The sequence below is a fragment of the Mycolicibacterium sarraceniae genome (genome assembly GCF_010731875.1).
GTDB classification, from domain to species: domain Bacteria; phylum Actinomycetota; class Actinomycetes; order Mycobacteriales; family Mycobacteriaceae; genus Mycobacterium; species Mycobacterium sarraceniae.
Genome location: NZ_AP022595.1, coordinates 1909934 through 1926534 on the forward strand (window position 1 = coordinate 1909934; position 16601 = coordinate 1926534).

General features: G+C 66.2%; 13 protein-coding genes. 6 read left to right on the plus strand and 7 right to left on the minus strand.

Features of this window, described 5'->3' with window-relative positions:
- Positions 1–32: 32 nt before the first annotated feature.
- Positions 33–1793, minus strand: coding sequence for a sulfatase-like hydrolase/transferase (locus G6N13_RS09555; protein WP_179965145.1), 1761 nt, complete (start codon positions 1791–1793; stop codon positions 33–35).
- Position 1794: 1 nt separating this feature from the next.
- Positions 1795–2256 (minus strand): SRPBCC family protein, encoded by a 462-nt coding sequence (locus G6N13_RS09560; RefSeq protein WP_179965110.1) that lies wholly within the window; start codon positions 2254–2256, stop codon positions 1795–1797.
- A 66-nt stretch (positions 2257–2322) separates the two neighbouring features.
- Between G6N13_RS09560 and G6N13_RS09565 the strand changes: the two genes are divergently transcribed.
- Entirely contained in the window at positions 2323–2922 is a 600-nt protein-coding gene (locus tag G6N13_RS09565; protein ID WP_163696515.1) for a GNAT family N-acetyltransferase, read from the plus strand.
- Here G6N13_RS09565 and G6N13_RS09570 read toward each other — a convergent pair.
- Genes G6N13_RS09570 through G6N13_RS09580 form a run of 3 tightly spaced genes read right to left on the minus strand, consistent with a single transcriptional unit; the run spans position 2889 to position 5823 of the window.
- Positions 2889–4037 carry an acyl-CoA dehydrogenase family protein gene (locus G6N13_RS09570; RefSeq protein WP_163696517.1) on the minus strand — a complete coding sequence of 383 codons (1149 nt, stop codon included), beginning with the start codon at positions 4035–4037 and terminating at the stop codon, positions 2889–2891. The genes G6N13_RS09565 and G6N13_RS09570 overlap by 34 nt on opposite strands.
- Complete coding sequence (mbtM, locus tag G6N13_RS09575) at positions 4034–5581, minus strand: long-chain-fatty acid--ACP ligase MbtM (RefSeq protein ID WP_163696519.1); 1548 nt, start codon at positions 5579–5581, stop codon at positions 4034–4036. Before mbtM ends, G6N13_RS09570 begins: the two co-directional genes overlap by 4 nt.
- Positions 5578–5823, minus strand: a complete 246-nt coding sequence (locus G6N13_RS09580) for an acyl carrier protein (protein ID WP_163696521.1) — start codon at positions 5821–5823, stop codon at positions 5578–5580. Before G6N13_RS09580 ends, mbtM begins: the two co-directional genes overlap by 4 nt.
- 262 nt (positions 5824–6085) lie before the next feature.
- On the opposite strand from G6N13_RS09580, the gene G6N13_RS09585 reads away from it, so the two are divergent.
- The 5 genes from G6N13_RS09585 to G6N13_RS09605 all read left to right on the plus strand — a co-directional run bounded on the left by G6N13_RS09585 (position 6086) and on the right by G6N13_RS09605 (position 12463).
- Positions 6086–6376: a hypothetical protein gene (locus tag G6N13_RS09585; protein ID WP_163696523.1), complete on the plus strand. Its 291-nt coding sequence runs from the start codon at positions 6086–6088 to the stop codon at positions 6374–6376.
- Between the two features lie 140 nt (positions 6377–6516).
- Positions 6517–7383, plus strand: a complete 867-nt coding sequence (locus tag G6N13_RS09590) for a sugar phosphate isomerase/epimerase family protein (RefSeq protein WP_163696525.1) — start codon at positions 6517–6519, stop codon at positions 7381–7383.
- 405 nt (positions 7384–7788) lie between these two features.
- Positions 7789–9255 carry a hypothetical protein gene (locus tag G6N13_RS25660; RefSeq protein ID WP_163696527.1) on the plus strand — a complete coding sequence of 489 codons (1467 nt, stop codon included), beginning with the start codon at positions 7789–7791 and terminating at the stop codon, positions 9253–9255.
- 171 nt (positions 9256–9426) lie between these two features.
- Positions 9427–11223: a flavin-containing monooxygenase gene (locus tag G6N13_RS09600; protein ID WP_163696529.1), complete on the plus strand. Its 1797-nt coding sequence runs from the start codon at positions 9427–9429 to the stop codon at positions 11221–11223.
- A 4-nt stretch (positions 11224–11227) separates the two neighbouring features.
- Entirely contained in the window at positions 11228–12463 is a 1236-nt protein-coding gene (locus tag G6N13_RS09605) for a cation:proton antiporter (protein WP_163696532.1), read from the plus strand.
- Here the strand turns inward: G6N13_RS09605 and G6N13_RS09610 are convergent.
- A complete protein-coding gene (locus G6N13_RS09610) occupies positions 12460–14892 on the minus strand; it encodes an alpha/beta hydrolase (RefSeq protein ID WP_163696534.1) in 2433 nt (810 codons plus the stop codon). The genes G6N13_RS09605 and G6N13_RS09610 overlap by 4 nt on opposite strands.
- 184 nt (positions 14893–15076) lie before the next feature.
- Positions 15077–16474, minus strand: a complete 1398-nt coding sequence (locus tag G6N13_RS09615; RefSeq protein ID WP_163696537.1) for a glycosyltransferase — start codon at positions 16472–16474, stop codon at positions 15077–15079.
- Positions 16475–16601 lie beyond the last annotated feature (127 nt).

A 16601-nucleotide genomic window follows, 5' to 3' on the forward strand; every position in this document is an offset into this window, starting at 1 on the left:
CACGACCAGCTCCCGCTGAAATTGATTGCGGCCTAAGGCCACAACCGGCGCCGCGCTGTCGGCGGCCGCCGTGAGGCGTACGGCCACGGGTTGTTGCGCTCGGGAACCGCGTCGGCGCGGACCTGCTTGAGCTGGGTCCGCAACTGCGCCCTGAGGTCATGCAGCTGCGGGTCGGTCCACCGGTTGACCGCTTCGATCGGATCGCCGGTCAGGTCGTAGAGCTCCCACTGATCGTCGAGCGGGCTGGTCCGGTAGGTCTGCCCGCCCAAGCCGTTGGCCGCCAGCTGCCGCACGCCGGGTTCGGTCCAGGTGCCCGGGTCGTCGAAGGTGCGGACCAGCTTCCATAGCCGGCCGTCCAGCCGGGTGACAAGCCCTTCGAAGTTGGCCGCGGTATGGGCCGGAATCCGGATGCGCAACAGCGCAGGTGGGTTTACGGTCCGTTTGAGTCGACGAGCCAACCCGGAGGCTCCGGTATCGCCTTCGAGCATGTTGTCGCGGGTCATGATGTACACCGCGCGGTCATCGTCGTCGGGCGCCCCGTCGACGATGGGCATGAGGTTGCGTCCAGGCAAGGCATGCACCTCGGAGAACGATTCGGAAAGCGTTGCGGCAACGGCTGTTACGTCGACACCGGCGGCGGCGAGCAACGTCGGCACCAGATCGACGTGCGAGGTCGGTGCGCTGACCGTGCGCGGCGCGCAGGCATGGGCGCCGACCCGGGCGATCACGAACGGCACCCGCGTCGCCTCGTCGTAGAGGTTGAACCACTTCTGATGCAGCCCGCCGTGAGCACCCAGCAGATCCCCATGGTCGGCGGTGCGCACCAGCACGGCATCGGTGGATCCGTCTTCGGTCACTGCCCGGCGCACCCGGTCGATCGGCCCGTCCACTTCGGCATGTAACCGGTAGTAGAGGTCTCGATAGCGTTGGGCGCCGCGGTCGTACACCTGTTGGACTGCCGACGCCGGACCATATCCGGAGTAATAGGCCTCCCGGAACGCGATCTGGGCCGCCGGCTTGGTCCGCAGGTCTTCGGCCGCGGTGGGTGCTGCGGGTACCGGCGGGGGGTCCAACGGTGAAGGAGCCAGCGGACTTCGAGCCGCCCACGTCGGAAACAACACGATGTCATGCGGATTGACGAAGCTCGCCACGAGCAGGAACGGGCGCAGCGCGGCGGGGTCACCGGCGCGCCTGCGCGCGTAGCGGTCCTGAAGCCAGCCGACCACCCGGTCGGCGATCAGGGGGTCGCGACGGAATCCGCTGTTGGCCAGACCTGCTCCGTGTGGTTCGGGCCCGACCCAGCCGGAGAAGCCGAACGATGCCAGCGGGTCGGCGTCCAGATAGCGCCGTACCGCGGCCGGGTCGATGACACCGTCGTCGTCATTGGTCGCGAGCGGTCCGCCGGTTGCGGGGTCAGTCAGGTCGGCGTGCGAAATATGCCACTTACCGTCGTAATGGGTGTCGTAGCCGGCGGCGCGAAACCAGTTGCCCAGGGTCGGTACTTCGCCGCCCCGCAGCCACCGCATCCGGGAATCGTCGAAAGACTTCCCGATGCCGTCGGTCTGGGTGACACCGTGCAGGTCGGGATATTGTCCGGTGAAGATCGTCGGCCGGCTTGGCACACAGGCCAACGAACCGGTGTAGTGGCGACCGAAGCTGACCCCGTGCTCATCAAACCAGCGCCGTCCGGTCAAGGTCCGTTGCCGCCAAGCGAGGACGTCGCTGGATTCGTAGGGGACGGTGGCCCGCTCCTCGTCGGTCATCACGATGACGATGTCGGGGCGATCAGACACTTCAGGCATATCGGACTTCCGTTCGGTCGGCCAGTCCGGTCAGTAATGCGTCGAGCATCTTGGCCGAGACGCGGCTGACGACGAGTTCGACGATTCGGCCCAGCGGCCCGCCGGCCGTGACGGTGCTGGCCAGCGTGACCGCGGTCGCATCGGCGGACGGTGTGAGGGTCCAGCGGTTATTCACCCGCAACCAGCTGGGGAAGCCTTCGACGTCATAGGCCAGCGCGTGCGGGGGTTCGAACTCGGTGATCCGTTCAACGAGCGCATTTCGACCGACCTGAACGCGCCGTGTCGTCGTCAGCCCGATCTCCTGCACCTGCGGGCTCAACAGACAGGAGTGGTCCACGTCGGCAGCCCAGGCGCTGATGGCGCCGAAGTCGGCCAGGACATCCCAAATTGCCTGCGGCTGGGCCGCTACCGTACGCAGGCGGCGAATCTTGGCCACCGGGCCATTCAACCGCATCTGCGAACGCGATGTCGAGGATCGGACCTGCCGCTGGCGCGGGTCCCTGCGCTACGCTCCCCAACGATGACCGAGCTTGTTCTTGCCCGTGCGCTGACCGACCTGTCTGACGAGGTGGCAGCGGTGCCGGCGCCCCCGGTTCCGGTCGTCGACGCGCCGTACTCACTTCGTGCGGCCACTGAGTCGGATGCCGAGGTGGTCGCCGAGTGGATGAACCGGCCGCACCTGGCCGAGGCGTGGGAATACGACTGGCCGGTCGAGCGCTGGCGCAACCATCTTCTGGCCCAACTCGGCGGCTCCTATTCGCTGCCATTGATCGCCAGCCTCAACGGTGTTGACGGTGCGTATCTCGAGATCTATCGGGCCGCAAAGGATTCAATCGCTCCCCGTTATGGCGTCGATCCGTGGGACCTCGGGCTGCACGCCGCGATCGCTGATCTGAGCGCCGTGAACCGGGGCCTGGCGCCACGCCTGCTCCCGCGTATCGTCGCCAGTTTGTTCGCTATCGAACCGCGCTGTCGCCGTGTGATGTTCGACCCCGACCATCGCAACACATCCGCTCGGCGGCTGTGCGAATTCGTCGGCTGCCAGTTCCTCGGCGAGCACGACATGGCGAACCGGCGGATGGCGCTCTATTCGTTCGAGCGCCCGACGAACTTGGCGTAGCCGTCGAAGTCGGGTTTGAGCCCGGCGGCGACCAACTCCCACAGCACTTCGTCGGTACCACCACCGACGCGGGCCAGCTTCATGTCACGCCACCATCGGCCCAGCGGTGTCTCGTCGACCAGGAATGCCGAGCCGCCGAAGATGTGCAGGCACTCCCCGGCGACCTCCTCGCCCAGTCGCGCGGCGCTGACTTTGAACGCCGCGGCGGTACGCAGATCGAGGCGGCCTCCCGCGGCGAAACCGTCGAGGGCGTGGCGTAGCAGTGACACGCGCGCGGAGAGGTCGGCGATCCGCAACCGCAGCGCCTGGTGTTCGAAGAGCGTTTGACCGAACTGCTTGCGGGTCATCATGCGCGCCAACGTGATTCCGATGGCTCGCTCACATGACGCCGCGACCTGCGCGGCCACGGAGACACGTTCGTGGGCAAGACCCCAGCTGATGGCGGCCAGGCCGGTGCCGGAGCGCGCCACGAGTGCGTCTTCGGGTACCCAGGTGTCGATGTGGACTGCCGCGGTGTCCAGCGGTCCGGCGCTGAGTTTGCGATAGGGCGGTTGCACATCGACGTTCGCGGTCGGTACCGCTACCAGCGCGACATTGCCGTGCCGGCTCCCGGCGTCGTAGTCGACACTGCGGGCGACGACGATGATGTGATCGGCGATGGGGGACAGCGAGACGAACTTCTTGGTCCCGCGTACGTCGAATCCGCCGTCGCGCTGGCGAATTGTGGTTTTACAGATCTGCAGATCTGACCCGCCCGATTCCTCCGATGCGCCGATGCACAACACGGCGTCGCCGTCGATGGCCTGCTCGCAGATGTCACGCAGGTAATCGGATCTGGCGAAGCGGCGCAAAATCGCGATTGCCGAGTCGTGCAGGCTGGCTCCGACGGCGATACCCGCCGACATTTGGTCGCCGAGCGCGGACGCCAGCGCGATGAGCTTGCCGAGATCGGCCTGGGTTTGAGTGGGCTCACCCCATTTGTGGCGGAACACCCCGGACTTGCCCAGGTGTTCGATCAGCTGCCGCGGAAATCGTTCGCTCGCTTCGGCTTCGGCGGTCCAGAGTGCGACCTGCTCGTCGAAGGTGGCGGCCAGTAGTTCGGTGAACCCAGTCATACGGCCGCCGATTCCAGTTGACTCTGCACTGCCAGACGGCGCAACTTGCCCGACGACGTCCTGGGCAGTGACCCGGGTGCCAGCAACATGACGGTGGCGGGGGCGACTCCGCACACCGCGGCCACCCGCTGGGTCACCGCGGTGCGGGCTGCCGCCTCGTCGCGACCGCGGAATTCGGCTGCCACCACCAATCCTGGACGAGGGGAACCGGGTGGGGTGCTCACGGCCACCACCGCACCCTCACGCACGCCGGGAATCTGGGCGACGACCTGCTCGACCTCACTGGGGAAGATATTGCGACCGGCAACCCAGATGACCTCTTTGGCACGCCCGCAGACGACCAGTCCATCTTCCGTCAGATAGCCGAGATCACCTGTGGGGTACCAGTTCTCGCTATCGATCGGCTCCTCTCCGAGGTAGCCGCTCATCAGCGAGGTACTGCGGATCTCGATCTGCCCGACACCGGGCGGAGCGTTGTCGAAGGGGACGGTACGGATCTCGATCCCTTGGATGGGCGGCCCGAGAAGTGCTTGGCGCTGCTTGCCCGTCGGGCCGTCGACCTCGTCGACCAGCAAACCGGTGCCGGCGGCCGGCATGGTGACCGCGCAGACCGATTCAGCCAGGCCATAGGCGGGGGCAGCGGCTGACGCGCGAAATCCGAACGGCCCCATCGCGGTTGCGAATCGCGCGAAGCCGTCGCAATCGATCGGCTCGCCACCGTTGATTGCGACCCGGACACTGCTGAGGTCGACATCGCTGACTCGGCTGGAGTACTTGCCGAGCAAGTTGTAGGCGAAGTTGGGGCCCGCGGTGATCGTGGCGCGGCTCTTCGAGATCCACTTCAGCCACCGGAACGGCGAGGCAGCGAACGCCGCAGTCGGTGCCAGCCACAGCGACATGCCGGATATGGCAGAACTGACCAGGCAGGCCAAGCCCATGTCGTGGTAGAGCGGCAACCACAGGCAGCCCACGTCGGCCGGGTTCACTCCGAGGCGCTGAATCAGGCCGCGGGCGTTGTTGAGTACCGCATCGGGTGACAGCACAGCGGTGCGCGGATAACCGGTGGACCCGGCCGTCCCCTGCAGGACGGCGATATTGGTGTGCGCGACCTCGACCATGCCGGCCGGATAGCCGTTGATTTTCGCGAGATCGTGGACGGCCACCACAGAGTTGCCCTCGAGCAGCAGGTCCAGTTCGGCGCCGTGGCTGAATACCGCGCCGACGCCGATACCGCCGAAACGTGCCAGGGTGGTCGCTGCCCACTGGGCCGGATCGGCACCGCGAGTCATGGTCGGCAGGATGGACAGGCCTCGACCGGATATCAACGCACCGAAGAGGGTGGCGACCAGTTCGATCGTCGGTTCTCCGACCAGACCTATTGCCGGGGAGCCCGTTTCACGAATGAGCGCGGCGGCCTGCTGGGCGCGCGCGTGCACCTCTCGCCATGGGTACGGTCGCCAGGTATCGGTCTCGCGGTCGAGGATGACCAGGTCGGTGGTCGACCATGTCAGCGACTCCGTCAGTGCCGAGGCAAGTGCGTTCATCCCTGTGCTTTATTGCGGATCGCTGTGTCGAGGTCAGCGAGGGTGTTGCAGGCCAGCAACTCTTCCTCCGACAGCACAACGCCGAGCTTCTCCTCGATGGCGACCATGCCGACCGCGAAGGCCACCGAATCGAGTCCGACCTCATCGATCAGGTGGGAATCCGGTGTGAACCGAGACACGTCGATCTGGAGATCTTCACGGAAGATGCTCGCCAGCTCGCCACTGATCGTCGAAGAGTCCATGGCTGGGAAGGGTACGTCATGGAATTTGGTAAGGCTACCCTTACGGGCTGCCTGCGGCAATGGGGTGACGTCCCGCGCTCGGGCCGCATTGGCTTAGCTCTCAACAAACTGTTCATCGCTGGTGCGGCGATGGTGACGGCCGGCACTATCGCCGTCAGCCCTGTCACTCCGTCGTCCAGCGAAATGTCTGCTGTTCGGCCTGCTGGCCACGCTGCAACCGATCTACGGCACGCTGCTCACCACTACTGCGCGCGCTGGCACCGTGCCGGTGCCTGGGATCCCCCAGATCATCGCTCAGAACTTTGCCAACGCGATCGGGGAAACCCTCGGCGGCTGCCGCCACCGCGGCCGTCACCGCCGCGCCCGCGACGGACTTGGCGGTGAGTGTCAAGACGGTGAGGTCGCCAAGAAGACCAGTGCCAGTTCGGCCGACGCCGCCGGTGACAGGACCTCGACCGCTCCGAGCGCCGGTGGTGCGAAGAAGGCGGCCGGCAGCGGGCATAACGCCCGGGCCACGGCATCGAGCTCATCGGGTTCGTTCAGCTCGAAGTGACTCGCACGTTGGAAGGGCCGGGCTCCTGGGATACCAGGGCCCGGCCCTTCGCCGGAGAGGGGGCCCCCAATTTCCGGCCGAAGTGTTCGACAATGGCACGGCCGGCGACCACGGGAGGTGGTGGGGGACGAGGAGTGATCATGGTGAGACCCGGATGTGACGTCGCCCGGATAGCTGGTGTGACCCGCCCGATCTCGTTGGCGCCGCTCACGGTGCTTGAGCTGGACCCTGCTGAGATGGTCGAGTGCGCAGCGCAGGCCGGTTTCGATGCGGTCGGGCTTCGCCTGATCCGTGCCACCGACGCCGAGCCGCTGCGCCCCACGATCGGCATGACCCCGCTGATTCGCGAGACCCGCCGCAGGCTCGATGACACCGGGTTGGCCTTGATCGATATCGAGGTCCTACGCCTGACACCTCAAACCCGGATCCGGCGTGACTTCGCCGCCTTCGTCGAGACCGGTGCCTACTTGGGCGCCAGTCAGATCCTCGTCACCGGCAACGACCCCGATCACGCCCGCCTCGCCGACAATTTGGGCGAACTTGCCGATCTGGCAGCCGATTACGCGTTGGCAGCCAATCTCGAGCCGATGCCGTGGACGGATGTCGCGAACCTTCAGCAGGGCGCAGCCATCGTGGCCCGCTGCGGCCACCCCAATGTCGGGCTACTGGTCGACGCCCTGCACTACGACCGGGCACTGAACACTCCGGCGGATCTGGCGGCGTTGCCCAGCGATTGGTTTCGTTACGTCCAGATCTGTGACGGTGTGCCCGAGCGGCCGACGACCGTCGAGGCCTTGCGGTACCAGGGCCGCAATGCGCGGCTGTTCCCTGGTGCCGGGAACATCGACCTGGTTGGGATGCTGCGTGCGCTTCCGCGCGATGTTCCGGTCAGCGTGGAGGCGCCGGTGCTGTGGCAGGCCTCGGCGCTCGATCGCAGCCGTGCGGCACTGTGCGGCGCGCGGGAGGTCCTTGACCTCGCGGACGCCGACTGCCGGCATCTGGCCTGAGTCGGCCGGAATGCTTTATGTCGCAATATGTTCGGCCCGAGCGCGTCAACTGGTTGGAGCAACACTTGGCCGGTGCTTTCCACATTGATTTCTGGAGAGGTTTCCACCCACGCCAGCTGCGCCGCGACGGTCGACGCGATACGCCCTGTGACCTAGGGTTTTCGGTGGGAGGACACGGCGAGCGACGCAGCCGATGCGGCCGGGAACGCGAGCCGAAATCCGCTCTGAGCGCCAGACGTAGGTATTGACCGGGGTGACAGCGGATCCAAAGATGATGCTGCATTTCTCTCAGGAAACGCACAGAACCAGCGCCAGCCACCGCGGCTAGGCCGTTAACTGCAAAGGGATTGTATGAACGCGAAGGTCAAAACTCCAATGGCCGCAACGTATTTCACAAAGAAACACGTGACGACGACGGGAGTCGCAGGGGCGGCTCTGGTTGGGCTTTTCGCGTTGGCAGCGGCCGCGGCCGCGCTAGTCGGCGATGAGCCGACGGCGGTTTCGGCTCAGGCCAGCGTCAAGCTCGTCTCCTGCGAGACGATCGGCGGGGTCGCCGCGCCCGGCTGCGCCTCGGGTACCGATGTCGTGAGCACCGCGGCCGCGTCGGCTACGGCCACCGCGTCAGCCTCCGGTGGATTCCTCGTCGGCAACGGTGCTGACGCCGCTGCGGGCTGCGAGGGTGCCGCGTGCAACGGCGGCGCCGGCGGCCTGCTCTACGGCAATGGCGGCAACGGCGCCAATGGCGGTAACGGTGGTAACGCAGGCTGGTTCGGCGGCAACGGCGGAAATGGCGCTGCCGGTCTGAACGCTGTGTACAACCAGGACGGCACGCTCAAGTCCGCGGCCACCAACGGTGGCAGCGGCGGCAACGCGGGTCTGTTCTCCGGGAACGGCGGCAACGGTGGCGCCGGCGGTTCCGACGTCAACACCAGCGCCGCGGGCGCAGGAGCAAACGCGGTGGCCGGCAACGGCGGTAAGGGCGGCAACGGCGGCCAACTCGCGGCGCTGAGCGCACTCGCGGGCGGCGCGGGTGCCAGCAAGGCTGGCAACGGCGGCGCGGGTGGTGCGGCGTCGTCGGTGAACGGCAACGCAACCGCCGGCAACGGCGGCAATGGCGGCACCTCGCTGTGGGGATTGCCGACCGAAGGCGCCCCCAGCGACTACGGACCAGGCGCAGGCGGCGCGGGTGGTTCGGCGACGGTCGGCCTGGCCGACGGCACCGGCGGCACCAGCAGCCAGACCGCCACGGGTGGTAAGGGCGGCTCCGGCGGCTACGCAGCGCTGTCCGGCAACGGCATCCCCGACCTGGTCGGCAATGGTGGTAAGGGCGGCAATGCCACTGCCTACCAGAGTGGCAAGGCGGTCGGCGGCGCCGGCGGCGACGGCGGCGGACGCTTCCTGGCGCAGAGCCCCAGCGGCGGCTCGGGTGGTAGCGCCACATCAGAAGCCGGCAGTGCCACTGGTGGCGCGGGCGGCGCCGGCGGCAGCGGTGGTTTGTCCGGACTCGGTGGCCGCGGTGGCACCGGCGGTAGCGCGACGTCGACCGAGGGTGGCAACACCATCGGCGGCCGTGGCGGTAACGGCGGCAACGGTGGCACCATCGGCGGCAGCGGCGGCGCGGGCCGTAACGGTGGCAGCGCCACGGGCGGAGTCGCCCGGGGCGGCAACGGTGGCACCGGTGGTTCCGGCGGCATCTTCGTCGGAAACGGCAACGGCGGCACCAAGACTGGTGTCGGTGGCAACGGTGGTAGCGGTGGCAACGCCACCGGCGGTGCGGGCAAGGCCAGCACCGGCGGTAACGGCGGCGCGGGTGGCGCCGGCGGCGGCGGCACCGGCAACCAGGGTAACGACGGAAACGCGAGCAACAGCTAGCGATCCCCAGCTCGTCACACATTGATGCGGGTACGGGTCCCGGCTGCACACCAGCCGGGGCTCGTACCCGCCAGTGCTTTCGGCCCCAAAAGGTAGCCCCCACATTCAAGTAAGCCAGCCCTAATATTTCTGCGGGGTGCGCTGGTCTTGGTGAGGAATGTCGGAGGTTTCATGAAGGTCTGTGTCGTCGGAGCGGGTCCGTGTGGACTCACGACTGTCAAGCAGCTCCTCGATGAAGGCCACGACGTTGTGTGCTTCGACAAGAACCCGGATATCGGCGGCATCTGGCTTCGCTACGACGGCGATGGCGACCAGATGAAGGCCTACGACGACCTGTACCTCACCATCTCGATGAAACTGATGGCCTACTCGGACTATCCGTTCCAGGGGGAGCGGAGGTTCTACTCACGGGGCGAATACTTCGACTACCTCAACGCGTATGCCGATCGCTTCGGTCTGGGCGAGCGCATCCGATTCGGCAGCGAAGTCACCACTATCCAACGGGTTTCGGATCGCTGGGTGGTGTCGGTGCGCCGTGACGGTATCGATTCCAAGGAACCATTCGACGCTGTGGCGGTGTGCTCCGGACCGTTCAAGACCCCGAACCGGAGCATCGAAGGGCTCGAGAACTTCACCGGTGAGATCGTGCATTCCTGCGAGTACCGGAACAACGAGCGTTTCCGCGGCAAGCGTGTGCTGATCGTCGGTCTTGCCGAGTCGGGAGCCGATATTGTTCGCCAGGTCGGCGACGTCGCCGCTTCCTGCACGCTGTCCATCCGGTCGTACTCCTATTTGTTGCCCCGAGTGTCGGACCGAAACCGGACGACCGATCATGGCACCGTGCGGGCCCATCACCACGAGATGTATCGCCGTGCCACCACCTATCCCCTGGAATTTCAAACCTTCTGGGGGCGCAGCACACTCGCGAAAGTGCTGTTCCTGGCGATGTCGGTGGTCTATGGCTTCGCCACCTCGGTGCTCGGCATGTTCGGCGTGCGCCGTGACGCGGGTGCCGAGTCGGCCCTCAACCCGATGGGCGAGTCCATCGATCCCGCGAGACTCGACGTGGCGACGCTGGATAATGCCGAGAACTGGAAGCTGATCGAGACGTGGAATCGCCGTTCCCACCCGGAGGGCAGTTGGAGCCCGCGGCGCATCTTCTGCAAGAACGTCAGCTTCATCCCCTCCATCGCGGCCGGCCGAGTCACCCTGAACGATGCGGGCATTGAATCCTCGGTCGGCAACACCGTCACGTTCCGGGACTCGGGTAAGGGCGAGTTCGACACTGTCGTGCTGTGCACGGGTTTCGAACACGATTTCGCCATCGGCGACCTTGACGTCAAAGACGGCAATGTCCGCAACCTCTACAAACACTTCCTGCATCCCGAGTTCAACGGGACGGCGGCTTTCATCGGCTTCGTCCGGCCGTTCTCGGGCGGAATTCCGATCTGCGCGGAAATGCAGGCCCGCTTTTTCGCGCGGGTGTGCAGCGGTAGGCAACAGTTGCCTGCCGACCTCGATGCCGTCATCGCGCGGGAGAAGGAATGGGAAGAGCACTGGACAGCACTGAGCCCGCGACAGACCGAGTCGATCCCCTCACAGGTGATGTATCTGGACTCGCTGGCGCGTGAGATCGGCTGCCTCGTTCCGATGCGCAAGATGTTGTTCAACCCGAAGTTGTTCATCCAGTTGTGGTTTGGCAGCTTCAATCAGTCCGGCTACCGGATCGTCGGGCCGCACAACCTTGGGCGGACTGCTCTGGCGGACCTCTATTCCGAGCCCGTCGAGAACCGTCGGGACATGGCGTTGCGCCATGCACTCCTTCAGTTGACACCGTCGTTCGTGCACCAGAAACACATGATGGGCACGCCGACCCTGAACTGGGTGGACAGTCCGCTGCTGGGCGGCACCTATAGTTCCTCGGAGTCGCCTGCGCCGGTGTTGGTGTCCAGCCGAGCCCTGGGTTGAGTCGATGCCACTCGGGGCCGCGCTACAAGGACTGACCGTTCTGGCCGTGATTGTGATCGGCTCGGTGATAGTGGGAGATCTGTTCGGCAGGTTCGGTCAGCCAAGGGTTCTCGGGCCGATCGTCGTCGGCACCGCGATGGGTACCACGTTGGCAGCGTGCCCCGAATCGATTCGGGGAGTGCTCATTCCCACGACATCGCGCCAACTTCTCGACGCGGTGGGAACCGCTGGCCTGCTTCTCTTGATGTTCGCGGCCGGTAATGAACTGCGGCGCTTCGGCAAGCTGGGCGACACGTCCATCGGATGGCGGGTCGCGCCGTGTGTCGTCATCCCGATCGGTGTGTCCGTACTGGCGGCGTGGCCATTCGCTGCGCGCCTCGGTGTAGCAGATCACCACGACGCGTATGGCTGGCTTTTCGTGGGTATCGCGCTGGGTGTCACGGCGGTGCCGGTGCTGGTATTGATCGTCAAGGACTTGGGAATCGGGTTGCTGCCTGTCGCGCAAGCGGCGCTGCGCATCTCCGTCGTCACCGATGGTTTTGCCTGGATCCTGGTGACTTCCTTGGTCGTTGTCTCGCATGCCAGCGCGCTGTCACCCGGGACGCTGGCGATCGGGGCGGCTCTGCTGGTGGTCGCCGTATTCGTCATTCCGCGGGTGGTATCCCGCACCGATGCGCTCCAACAGGGCACTTCACTGGCGGTCATGATGGCGGTCTCTGCGCTCGTCGGGGCCACGGCGACACAGCTTCTCGGCTTTCATCCGGCGATCGGTGCGGTGATCGCGGGGTTCTCCTTCCCCGCCGCGCTGGGCGAAGCCTCCTCGGGCCGAGGGTTCAATTCGGTGGTCAACGTGCTGTGGCCGGCCTTCTTCGTCAGCATCGCGATGTCGGTCCCGTTGCAGGCGTTGCACGATCTGGTGAGTTGGCGCGGGTTGGCGTGCGTCGGCATCTTGTGGTTCGTGGCGTTGGGGTCGAAGCTGGGGGCCGGCTTCGTATTCGGGTCGATCAGCCGATGGCCATGGCGGCAGTCGGCCAAACTGGGTGTGCTGCTGGACTGCCGTGGCGTCACCGAGATCGCCATCGCATCCGTCGGTTTCCAGGCACGGTTGATCAGTCCCTTCGCGTTCGCAATGCTGTGCGGTCTGGCGATCGCCACCACGGCGATCACCGCTCCGCTGTATCGCTGGCTGGGCAACGACACCACCAGCGCGCGAGAAACGCCGGAAGTCGCGACTGCCTAGCTTTTGCGCTCGCGGGCCGCGACGATGAGGTCGACGACCGCACCGATATGGGGTGCGCGCACCATTGAGTGGTGATCGCAGTCCAGGACTTCAGATATGGTCGGGCCATTGAGGATTCGTTGCCACAGCCGCGGATCATCGGTGTTCAGGTGGCTGCGGATCAGTAGTGCCCGCCCGTCCCACGGTGCCGGCCGATGCCGGAAGGCGGCCATCATGCCGACCTCTTCGATGGCCCGTGTCTTGCGGACGTAGTTCGCGGAGAAGAGTCCGGCCAGCGGAACCGTCTTCTGGCGCTCCCACCATGTCCCGAATCCGTTCGCGTTATCGGTCTGAAGTGTGACCGTCGCACCCGGCAGTTCGTTGCGGGCGTCCCAGGCCACGCGGGGGGATAGCCACGGGTCCAGCATGACGACCATGTCGACGGTCTCGCCGGCTGCCTGCAGTGCGCGCGCGGTCTCGAGGGCGATATGTGCCCCGAGCGAATGGCCCACCAAGGTGTAGGGCCCGTGCGGCTGGATGTGGCGCAGGTCCGTCAAATGCCGTTGTACGGAGCGCTGTATCGACCAGTCGGGCAGCGCGCGCGCAGACAGTCCGCTCGGCTCGAACGCGTAGACCGCGGTCTGATGTCCGATGTGCTCGGCCAGCGGAAGAAAGCACAACGCGGATGCGCCGGCACCGGTGAAGCAGAACAGGGGAGCAGCCGAGGTGTCGGGCGACAGCGCTCGCAGGGGGGTCGTGGTGGGCTGCATTCGGCGCCCGGCCGCAGGTTCGCGCACCTCGCGCCGGACGGTGGCCAGTCGTTCGGCGAATGCCGAGACCGTCGGCGCGCTCGCGAGATCCGTGGGTTTCAATGTCATGCCGTGGGATTCGCGGAGTGCGACCAGCATCTGCGCCACTGACAACGAGTCGCCGCCCAGCGCGTAGAAGCTGTCCGTGCGGCCGACACGTTCGACGCACAGCACTTCGGCCCACAGCGCCGCCGTCATCGATTCGTGGACACCGCAGGGCGGTTCGAATGGCCCCCGGTGCGGCCGCGGCAGCGCCATCCGGTCGATCTTGCCGCGGTCACCCCGTGGCAGATGGGTCAGAATCTCGATGTTGGCCGGCACCATCCAGTGCGGCAGATCTCGATGAAGCCGGGTGCGCAACTCGGCTACTGACGGCGTCCGTTCGGTGGTGCTAGGTGCAACGTAGGCGGTCAGCGTCGGTGTCCCGGAGCGATCGGCGACAACAGCGACTTCACGGATATCGCCATAGGCCGACAGCGTCGCTTCGATCTCGGCCGGCTCGACCAGATACCCGCGGATCTTCACGGTGTTGTCCGCGCGGCCGGACAGCACCAGGTTGCCGTGCTCATCCCAGCGTCCGACATCACCACCGACATACGTCCTGGTGGCATCCCCGTTGTCGGAGAAGGTGGCCGATGACGCGGCGGGGTCCAGATACCCGGGGCCCAGATATCGGGAGGTGATGGACACGATCCCGTCAGCGTTGATCTCGATCCTCTTGTGCGGGGCCGGGATTCCCACGGGTACCACACCGCGTGGTAGCGGCGCAGTGGGCGCGATGTCGTGACTGGCGATGGCCAGTGTCTCGGTCGAGCCGACCCAGTTGGTGATCACCGCCGCGGGTGCCAACTCCCGGGCCAGCCTGACGTGGCGGGCCTGCATGGGCTCACCAGTGGTGACGATCCGCTCGATGTAGGGCAAGGTTGCGCCGCGGGCAGCCCGATGCAGGGCGTCCACGAACGACGGCGTGCAGGTGATCACCTGAGCCCGGGACTCCGCGATGCGATCGAAGGCTTCTCGGGCCGAGTACTCGCGCGGATCCACGGCGACGATCTCAGCGCCGCCGAGCAATGACCCGATCAGGACGTTGATTCCGCCGGCAAAGCTGATCGGCATGCACAGCGCCACCGTGCATCCGTCGGCGAGGCCGAACCGGTCATTCAGTAGCTGCGCGTCGGCCAACCACAATCCGTTGGTGTGCAGCACCGCTTTCGGTGTTCCGGTGGAGCCAGAGGTGAATTGGATGCTGGTGACGTCATCGATAGCGGCATCGTCGCCCAGGGTGTCGTGGCCCGCCGTCGTCGCGGCCGGTGTATGCCCGGGTGCCCCGAGGCGAGCCACCACGTAGTCGTGTTCGCTGAGGATAGCCGCGATCGATTCGACCCGGTTGCCGGGTAGCTCCGGGTCGAGTGCCACCACGATCGTCCGGGCGGCGATGAGGCCCAGGATGGTCGCTATCGTCGCGGGGTTGAGGTGGGCCGGAATCAGCGCGACACGTGGTGATTCGCCGTGCTCCGACGCGACTTCGCGCGCGGCGCAGGCCGCGGTGAACAAGTCGCCGTAGGTGACCGCCTGGGTGGCGGTGCGCACTGCCACACGATTTGGGTGCAGGCCCGCGGTCGACTCGAAGTGTGCTGCCACGGAGCAGTATTCGACCGGCCGCTCAGGTGGGACAGAGACAGGCTGCGCCGAGAGACCGGGCAGCGCTGCGGAATGGGGGTCGGGACGAGGGTTGCGGTGGCGCCAGAGGCCGGTCGCGGAGGCCATGACGGTGCCTGCGGCGACGAGGGTCAGCCCGATCGGCAGCAACCGTGTCGGATCGCGATCACTCGGCAACGGGGATCCGGCGTTCGCTCGGGTGCACGGAATTGAACCGGACCCTCGGTTGATGTGGCCGATCGACGAGAATGTCGCACCCCCCGCGATCGAATACTGCCGGCGATGTTTCGGGCTGGTCGGCGTGGGTCGTTTTGGATTGCTTTGCCGCAGGGCGGCCGTCGCGAGCCGCGGCCTCAAGGAGGTCGGCCGCAGCCGAAACGCTGCTCTGTGGGGTGGTCATCTCCGCGGCTACCTCGGCGGCGCGCCGCCGATAGCGCGGCGCCAGCACGGTCTGTAGCCCGGACCGGATGGACTCGGGTGTGGCGATCGAAAAACGTTCGGAGGTACCGACGCCGAGTTTCGTGACCTGTTTGGCCCACAGCGGCTGTTCGGCGCTGATCCACAGGACGAACGTGGGCATCCCGGCCCGCAGGCCCGCCGCCGTGGTACCCGCTCCGCCATGGTGAACCACCGCGCGACATTTCGGAAAAACCTTGGCATGACTGATATTCCGTACGATGCGCACACGCGGTGACGAGGACTCTGGGACCCCCCATACGCCGGAGCAGATCAGAGCACGTTCACCGAGCTCAGCACAGACCTTCATGATCATTGCCACTGCGGCCGAAGGACACTCGATCGGCATGCTGCCGAATCCGAAATAGATCGGTGGTGACCCTTCGTCGATCCACGAGTCAGTTGCCGCGTCTGTGTCGGTGCCGAGCTGCAAGGTGAGCGAACCGATCAGCGGTCGGCGTCCAGCCCACTCATCGGCGAGGCCGGCGAAAAACAGGGGGTCATAGGCCTGGATCTCCACTGCGGTGCGCTCGACGATGCGGCGGATCGCTCGCTTTCGCGTGCGGGGTAATCCGAGTTCGTGCCGCTGGGCGGTCTCCGCTCGCTTCATCAGTCGCCAGTACACCGACTCGGCAATCGGCCAGATTGTGTGTGCCAGCCAACCGGGTATGCGGGGGTACATCACGCTGTTGGGGCGAAAGGGAAAAAAATTGACGGTGGCCAGCGGGGTGTCGAGGTACTCGGCGACATTGGCCGCCACCTCCTGGTACGTGGTGCCCGCCACGATCACATCAGCGTCCTGGGCCAATCTGACCAGGGCAGTGCTCATCTCGGCCCAACCTTGGCTCAAGTAGTCCTCGAGCTCGCGCCACTGTCGCTGTGGGCTCCGGATGCCCCACGATTTGCGGAAGATCGACGCTTCGAGTTGTTGCTGGGAATCCACACCGTAGGGTTTCGCGGGCGCGATGCCGCACGCCTCGACGAAGGAGATCAAATTCGGCGGGACTGCCATCGACACATCATGGCCACGGCGGATCAGTTCGAGCGCCACCGCCGTACACGGTTCGATGTCACCGCGGGTGCCATGCACGGCTATCGCGAACTTCATCGCGTCGGTTTCCTCCTGCCGCGGGGCACGTACGCGCCCCGAAAGTGAGCCGGGCCATGCAGTTTGGTCACATGCCTGTACGCACCTCCGGCTACGGCGCGCAAGCACGGCGGATCGCCGCCCTGGG

Excerpts from the sequence above, each read along its gene's own strand:
- G6N13_RS09560 (WP_179965110.1), bottom strand. The coding sequence starts at position 2,256 with ATGCGGTTGAATGGCCCGGTGGCCAAGATTCGCCGCCTGCGTACGGTA.
- G6N13_RS09565 (WP_163696515.1), top strand. The coding sequence starts at position 2,323 with ATGACCGAGCTTGTTCTTGCCCGTGCGCTGACCGACCTGTCTGACGAG.
- G6N13_RS09570 (WP_163696517.1), bottom strand. The coding sequence starts at position 4,037 with ATGACTGGGTTCACCGAACTACTGGCCGCCACCTTCGACGAGCAGGTC.
- mbtM (WP_163696519.1), bottom strand. The coding sequence starts at position 5,581 with ATGAACGCACTTGCCTCGGCACTGACGGAGTCGCTGACATGGTCGACC.
- G6N13_RS09580 (WP_163696521.1), bottom strand. The coding sequence starts at position 5,823 with ATGGACTCTTCGACGATCAGTGGCGAGCTGGCGAGCATCTTCCGTGAA.
- G6N13_RS09590 (WP_163696525.1), top strand. The coding sequence starts at position 6,517 with ATGGTGAGACCCGGATGTGACGTCGCCCGGATAGCTGGTGTGACCCGC.
- G6N13_RS09600 (WP_163696529.1), top strand. The coding sequence starts at position 9,427 with ATGAAGGTCTGTGTCGTCGGAGCGGGTCCGTGTGGACTCACGACTGTC.
- G6N13_RS09605 (WP_163696532.1), top strand. The coding sequence starts at position 11,228 with ATGCCACTCGGGGCCGCGCTACAAGGACTGACCGTTCTGGCCGTGATT.
- G6N13_RS09615 (WP_163696537.1), bottom strand. The coding sequence starts at position 16,474 with ATGAAGTTCGCGATAGCCGTGCATGGCACCCGCGGTGACATCGAACCG.